A 5,714-nucleotide genomic window follows, 5' to 3' on the forward strand; every position below is an offset into this window, starting at 1 on the left:
GCGGTGGTCCAGCCCACCATGATCCGATGTTGCATCAGTCCTTATACAGACCAGCAGGCTTTAATCGGCCATATCGGCGGTGTTCCAGCCCTCGCGTATGGGGCTTTGCACCGGCACAGGGAGTGGAGTACGCCAGGACCAGCAGGCCATCGACGTCCACTGCTGCTGGTCACGCTGGTCGAGACCGGCACACGCGCGGTTCTGGCCGCCACGTTCGGCCCGGAGGCCGACGGTAAACTCACCTACGCCAAGCAGCTGTTGTCCCACCTGGATGCCCGCATGCTCGTTCTCGCGGACGCCGGCTTCGACGCCGTCGCCTTCCTGCGCGACATCCACGCCACCGGCGCACAGTTCCTGGTTCGCTCCTCCACCCGCCGCCCCATCATCTGGCGGCGGCTGCCCGACGGCTCCTACCTGACCCGCTTCGTTGCGGGCCCGCTGCCGGTTGACGTCCAGGGTGATCAAGATGTGCTGCGGCGGGGCGCTGCTCTGGCGCAGGCTCACAGGCTCTGCTCCACTCCCCGCGCCGGTAGCCGGACGAAGAATTCGATGGCCTGCTCGTCCCAGCCGAGCTCTTGCCAGGTGGCGGCCTCGGCCGACGCCTGCTCGCCGTAGTTCTGCATCTGGGTGCGCAGGTTCTCGTCCACCCGGTGTGTGCGGGCGATCTGCTGGACCATCTGGACGTCGGCGTCGGTGGAGTTTGCGCGGCCGAGGATGGTGCGCAGGAAGTCCCGCTCGCGGCCGGTGGCCGACATGAGGGTCTGGCGGATCGGGTAGGAGATCCGCCCGGCCCGTACGTCGACGCTGGCCGGTTTGGCGGTGACGGCCGGATCCCCGAAGAAGCTGATGTAGTCGTCACGCATCTGGCCGGAGATTCCGATCGCCAGCGAGTACCGGTGCAGCGTCTGCTGGTACTGGGCGGGATCCTCACGGGCCGCGAGGAGGCCGAGTTGCATCGGCGCCAGCGCGGTGTGCCTTCCGGACTTGTAGTCGGAGACCGTGTTCAGGATCTCCAGCGACGGAGTGTCCGTGGAATCGCGTTCGAGGTCGATGATCTGGCCGACGAAGGTGTCCATCCCCGCGGTGGACGTGACGTCGGCCATGGCCTTGACGAGATCCGGGGGCAGGTCTGATTTTCAGGAGCACGTCCAAGGCGAGGGCCCCGGCGAGGTTGCCGGCCAGGACGGTCAGGCCCCTCGCGTGCTGCGGGTGGGTGGGCAGGTGCGCCTGGTAGGAGCCGAACGTGTCGGGCCCGCCCCTGTGTTCCGGCGAGTTGTCCGCAAGGTCGTCGTGGATCAGCAGGCTGGTCTGCAACAGCTCGATGGACAGTGCCCCGAGGTCGGCTGCCCGGTCGAAGCCGCGGGTGCGGGGCAGCCGGGCGGCCTCGTAGACGAACGCGGCGCGCTGCCCCTTGCCGCCCCGCCGAGCGAGCTCCTCGATCAACTGGACGGCGCGCGGTGTGAACGCGCTGCCCGCGGGGGTGTCGAAGACACGGTGTAAGGCGGCGAAGTAGCCGGCGAGGACCTGGGCGAAGCGGTCGCCGTGGCCGTCGATGCGCTGCTGGACCATGGTGGCGGGGGTGTAGCGAGCCCCGGTGTGGTCCTTCGTTTTCGTCATGTCCTCTGCTTTCCTCGGATCGCTGCACGGGGCCTGAAGATCACTCCGGCGTCGCTGAGCAGGCGGTGCACAGAGCCGTAGGAACGGCCGGTGTCCTCCACGAGCGCCCGGATGGTCGCACCCGCTTCGTACCTCTGCTTCAGGTCGGCCGCGAGTAACTCACGCTCCGCACCGGCAATCCGCTTGCCTTTCGTGGCGACGGTCAGCTCCACTGTCGGCTGTGCCATCAGACTTCCCTTCAACTCGCCCTCCCCGCTGGGGGGAGGAGCACGTGTGTCGCGGGGTCGGGTGCCCGGCCCCGCCGTTCGCTGCCCTGGGGACCGGGTTCAGGCCGGCCCTGCGCATCGTCCGGGCCTGCCCCGGTGCTCGCCGCTGTCCCAGACGATGTGCAGAGCCGGCACCGGCGCCTGGTCGTCGGGGTCGCGGGTGACGGCGACGATGAGCCAGCCGCGGTAGTGGGCGGCCCGCGCGGTCCAGCCGTCCGTCCACCGCTCCTCGGCGTGTACGGGGCGGTCCGGGGTGCCGAGGAGACCGGGCCGGGTGGTGCCGCCGAGGGCTTTGGCCACGAGCTCCTCGGCCGTGCGGCCCGGGACGTGGACCTCGACCCGGTCCCCGTTGGCGTAGGCGGCCGTGGTGTGGATGTAGCGGACCTGACCGTCCGGGCCGGGTCCGCCAGTGGCGGCGGTGACCGTGGCCCGGTCGGTGTGGCGGGCCAGGAGGGCGACGGGGATTCCAGCGGCGGCCGCGACCTGGGCTGCGTCGGTGCCGCCGTCCGGGGCGGGAGGCCGTGGCTTGTGGGCGCTGTCCGGCAGCGCAGCAATCTGATGTGCCGTCACGCCGCGGGTCATGTGCCGGCTCCTTTCTGGTCAGGCCGGTCGATGTCACGCCTGGTGGCTGACGCACGTCCTGCTGTTCGCCGTCGCGCGGTGCCCCTGCAGATGGTGGGCGATGTTGCCCGGCGCGGCGAAGGTGGTCCGGCCGTACGGGAAGACGAAGTCGACCCGGGGCAGGTCGTCCCGCTCGTCCCGCAGCTCGGTGACCACGACTACGGTCCAGCCGCGCCAGGTGCAAGCACGGCCGACGAGTCCGGCGGCGCGGTGCTCGACCGCCCTCACTCTCTCGTCGCGGACGAACAGCCACGAATCTCGGGGTTCGACCCACGGTGCGTGGGGCGCATCGGGCAGGGCGCCGTGCAGGGCATCGGCCGGGCCCTCCCCGAACCGGGGGTGGGACGGCCCGATCACCTCCGCCCTGACATTCGTGCCCTCCCAGTGTGTGACCACCTCCGCGAAGCGCGGCTTCCCCACCCGGTTGTGGTAGGCGGAGCCGCAGCAGCGGGGGCGGCCGGTCAGTACGGGGTGGTCGATGACGGCGGCGGGGATACCGGTCAGGAGCGCCCAGTACGCCGGTGACGTTTCAGTGGTCGAGCGGACACTCAGCCGCTCGGGTCGCGGGTCCTTGTTCATTGCCGGCCCCGCTCGCTCGCGGGCTTCTTCGGGTGCTTGTGCATGGCGCGGCGGGGTGCGGCAGGGCGTTCGGTGCCGTCGCCGCCGGCTGTCGGCGTGGGGCGGATGGCCGCCGGCGCGGGCGTCGGGTTGCTGCCCGGGGTGCCTGTGGGCAGGTCCTTGTCGCTCATGTGCGGGCTCTGTTCAGGTCGGTGCCGCGATGGTGTGGCGGTCACAGGAGGAAGGTGTCGGCGTAGTCGAAGAGGAAGTGCGCGGCCATCAGCGGCAGGAGCCGTCCGTAGCGGCGGTACAGGTAGACGGAGGCGGTGCCGAGGATGACCACCGGCAGGCCCGCGAGGCCCAGGTAGAGGTGAGCTGCCACCCGCAGGCCGGCGCTCAGGGTGTAGAGGGCCCAGGTGGGCAACGCGAGTCTGCGGCCGAGGGTGCACACGGCGGCCACCATCACCAGTTCCTCCATCACTGCGGTGTTGGCGTACAGTGCGACGGCGCTGAGGTGGCTGTGCAGACCGGTGGCATCGCTCTGGGACAGGGCCGGAGTCGGGATCCAGGGCGGAAGGTGGGCCGCGGTGTAGTCGATCAGTCTGCTGGAGGTGAAGGCCGCGGCCCACAGCCCTGCGAAGGACGCCGCCGTACCGGTCGGCCATGGGCGGTCCGCAGGCGGGGAGTTGAACAGCGCGTGGCCGGTGTGGCGCTTCGCCAGGTCACTGGCGAGAAGGGTGATCAGCGCACCGTAGGTGAGCACGCACCCGGCCAGCGCCCGGTCGTCAGTCCGGATGTGCGGCTCGAGAATGAGCGCGGGCATCAGCAGGGAAAGACAGCTCCACGCGGTGTAGAGCCAGGTGCCCGGTTTGGCGTTCTCGTACACCGTCCATAGGCCGACCAGCGCGATGGAGACCCGCAGTGGATAGGTGACGTGGCCGAGCGGCAGGCCCCACATCCGGCCGAAGACCACCATGGAGCCCACGATCGGGCTGGCCAACGTGATGGCGAGCAGGAGTGACAGGTGCACCGCCGGCCATCCCCACACCGGCCCGGACGATCCGGGCTGCTCCTTGTCCGGTGGCGGTGTACGGTCCTGCGTCGTGCTGGGAGCCGTCGGCCGGGCCTGGTCGACCCGGGCAGGGGTGGTCACGCGCTCGCCGCTGTCTGTCACTCTGAGGTCCTGAAGTCGTCGGTCGGGTACGGGCGTCGCCGGTTCCACGACCGCTTCCAGAGCGGGATCGGGGCGCGGCGCGGTGTGGGGATGTCCGGCGGCGGGGCGAGGAACATCGACCCGGACGGGTGGTAGTGGGGCTGCGGTACGGCGGGGTTTCCGCGAGGGCGGCTTTCACATGGGCCGGGGCTGGGCACGGTTGTTCGTTCTCTCACTGGCCCGGTGCGCAGTGGCGCGCTCTCGCAGTCGCGTTCGGACGCACCGGGGAGGGGGCTACGGGGTGTCGAGGGCGGCGGCCACGATCTGCTCGCGATCATTGGGGTGCTCGGCCAGCCATTGCCCGAGGGTGTGCGGCGAGCCCGGGGGGATGATCGTGGTCAGCCGGGACTTTTTGCGCAGCGCGGCCTCGATGCGTGCTGTGACGCCGGGCGGGATCACTTCGTCGTGCTCGGGCTTGACCAGCACGGACCGGCCTGCGAACGAGGCGTAGGTGCCGAATGCGCTGCTGGTCATCCAGCTGCGCGGGGTGCGGATGAGCTCGCTGAATCCCGACCCGGGGCCGAACGGCAGTTTCCACGCCTCGGGTGCATAGGCGGCCGGTGCGGCGAGGACGATCGTGGTGACCCGCTCGCTCAGGTGCGTCAGCAGGTCGGCCACGGTCTGGCCGCTCATGCTGAAGCCGACCAGGATCAGCTGCCCGGCGGGTGCGAGCGTCTCGATGACGGACTGGGCCTGCAGGAACCGGCGTTCCAGGCTGAGCGCGGACAACTGGCCGCTGCTGGTTCCGTGCCCGGAGAAGTCGAAGGTCACCACGCCGTGGCCGGCGGCGGCGAAACTCTCGGCCAGCGGGATCATCCGCTCCTTGCTGCCGGTGCCGGCCCCGTGCATGATCACCACCTGGCCGGGGCGCGCCTCACCGGTGGGCGCGACGCTCGTACAGCTCAGCGCCTCGCCGTCGGCATGGTGTGTGTAGTTCTGATGTTCCACCGGTTCCTCCTGTATGCGGGTGGTATTGGGCACATCCAGACCGGGTACCCGCAGGGCGTCGAACCCGGCGTCGGCTCCAAGGCTGGTGGTGGATCACGGCGAGAACCCCGGCCCACTGGCAGGGTAGGTGCCAGGGCCCGGTCCAGGAGCGGCGTCCACGCGTCGGCGAGCACCTCGGCACGGCTTTGGGAGGCGTCGATCCGCACGAGGGGGCCGATTTTCGGGAACGCGTGCGGGGCGGCGGTGACCGTCAGCGAGTCGTTGCCAGCAGTCGTGGATCGTCGCCGGTTCAAGTGCTCTGGGCGCACTGGCGGTCAACACCTCTCCCCTTTCGATCGGTTGATGGGCGGGCCGGGCGGCTCGCTGGTCGAAGGATCCGTGCCGACCCCTGGATGGGGGGCCGAGGTGTGGGTCGGGGGCCCGGGGAGGGGGGGGGGCGGGCGGCACCCCGAGAACCTTGTCATATAAAAAAAAAAACACCCCCCAAAACC

Annotated in this window: 8 protein-coding genes and 1 pseudogene; 1 reads left to right on the forward strand and 8 read right to left on the reverse strand. The window is 70.3% G+C overall.

Translation table 11 applies throughout. The features are described 5' to 3' along the window. Window positions 1-18: 18 nt before the first annotated feature. Entirely contained in the window at window positions 19-615 is a 597-nt protein-coding gene (locus ACFC1R_RS38370) for a transposase (protein ID WP_375946368.1), read from the forward strand. Here the strand turns inward: ACFC1R_RS38370 and ACFC1R_RS38375 are convergent. From ACFC1R_RS38375 to ACFC1R_RS38410, 8 genes and pseudogenes are all read right to left on the reverse strand, one after another. After that, entirely contained in the window at window positions 501-1,103 is a 603-nt protein-coding gene (locus ACFC1R_RS38375) for a polyprenyl synthetase family protein (RefSeq protein WP_375946361.1), read from the reverse strand. The genes ACFC1R_RS38370 and ACFC1R_RS38375 overlap by 115 nt on opposite strands. A 94-nt stretch (window positions 1,104-1,197) precedes the next feature. Beyond that, window positions 1,198-1,617, reverse strand: a pseudogene (locus ACFC1R_RS38380) (polyprenyl synthetase family protein); the annotation flags it as partial. Further along, entirely contained in the window at window positions 1,614-1,844 is a 231-nt protein-coding gene (locus ACFC1R_RS38385; RefSeq protein WP_375946362.1) for a helix-turn-helix domain-containing protein, read from the reverse strand. The gene ACFC1R_RS38385 and the pseudogene ACFC1R_RS38380, both read right to left, overlap by 4 nt. Window positions 1,845-1,943: 99 nt before the next feature. Continuing rightward, the gene (locus ACFC1R_RS38390; protein ID WP_375946363.1) at window positions 1,944-2,465 is read right to left on the reverse strand and encodes a hypothetical protein; all 522 of its coding nucleotides are present in this window, start codon (window positions 2,463-2,465) and stop codon (window positions 1,944-1,946) included. Window positions 2,466-2,498: 33 nt separating this feature from the next. Further along, the gene (locus tag ACFC1R_RS38395; RefSeq protein WP_375946364.1) at window positions 2,499-3,083 is read right to left on the reverse strand and encodes a hypothetical protein; all 585 of its coding nucleotides are present in this window, start codon (window positions 3,081-3,083) and stop codon (window positions 2,499-2,501) included. Beyond that, a complete protein-coding gene (locus ACFC1R_RS38400) occupies window positions 3,080-3,253 on the reverse strand; it encodes a hypothetical protein (RefSeq protein WP_375946365.1) in 174 nt (57 codons plus the stop codon). Before ACFC1R_RS38400 ends, ACFC1R_RS38395 begins: the two co-directional genes overlap by 4 nt. 41 nt (window positions 3,254-3,294) lie before the next feature. Continuing rightward, window positions 3,295-4,092, reverse strand: a complete 798-nt coding sequence (locus ACFC1R_RS38405; protein WP_375946366.1) for a CPBP family intramembrane glutamic endopeptidase — start codon at window positions 4,090-4,092, stop codon at window positions 3,295-3,297. A 417-nt stretch (window positions 4,093-4,509) separates the two neighbouring features. After that, window positions 4,510-5,223, reverse strand: a complete 714-nt coding sequence (locus tag ACFC1R_RS38410; RefSeq protein WP_375946367.1) for an alpha/beta hydrolase — start codon at window positions 5,221-5,223, stop codon at window positions 4,510-4,512. Between the last annotated feature and the right edge of the window lie 491 nt (window positions 5,224-5,714).

Origin of the sequence: Kitasatospora sp. NPDC056138 (assembly GCF_042264695.1) — a bacterium.
In the GTDB taxonomy this organism is placed as follows: Bacteria; Actinomycetota; Actinomycetes; order Streptomycetales; family Streptomycetaceae; genus Kitasatospora.

Bases quoted from the DNA above. Each gene is read 5' to 3' on its own strand.
- ACFC1R_RS38375 (WP_375946361.1), bottom strand. From the start codon at position 1,103: ATGGCCGACGTCACGTCCACCGCGGGGATGGACACCTTCGTCGGCCAG.
- ACFC1R_RS38370 (WP_375946368.1), top strand. From the start codon at position 19: ATGATCCGATGTTGCATCAGTCCTTATACAGACCAGCAGGCTTTAATC.
- ACFC1R_RS38400 (WP_375946365.1), bottom strand. From the start codon at position 3,253: ATGAGCGACAAGGACCTGCCCACAGGCACCCCGGGCAGCAACCCGACG.
- ACFC1R_RS38385 (WP_375946362.1), bottom strand. From the start codon at position 1,844: ATGGCACAGCCGACAGTGGAGCTGACCGTCGCCACGAAAGGCAAGCGG.
- ACFC1R_RS38395 (WP_375946364.1), bottom strand. From the start codon at position 3,083: ATGAACAAGGACCCGCGACCCGAGCGGCTGAGTGTCCGCTCGACCACT.
- ACFC1R_RS38390 (WP_375946363.1), bottom strand. From the start codon at position 2,465: ATGACCCGCGGCGTGACGGCACATCAGATTGCTGCGCTGCCGGACAGC.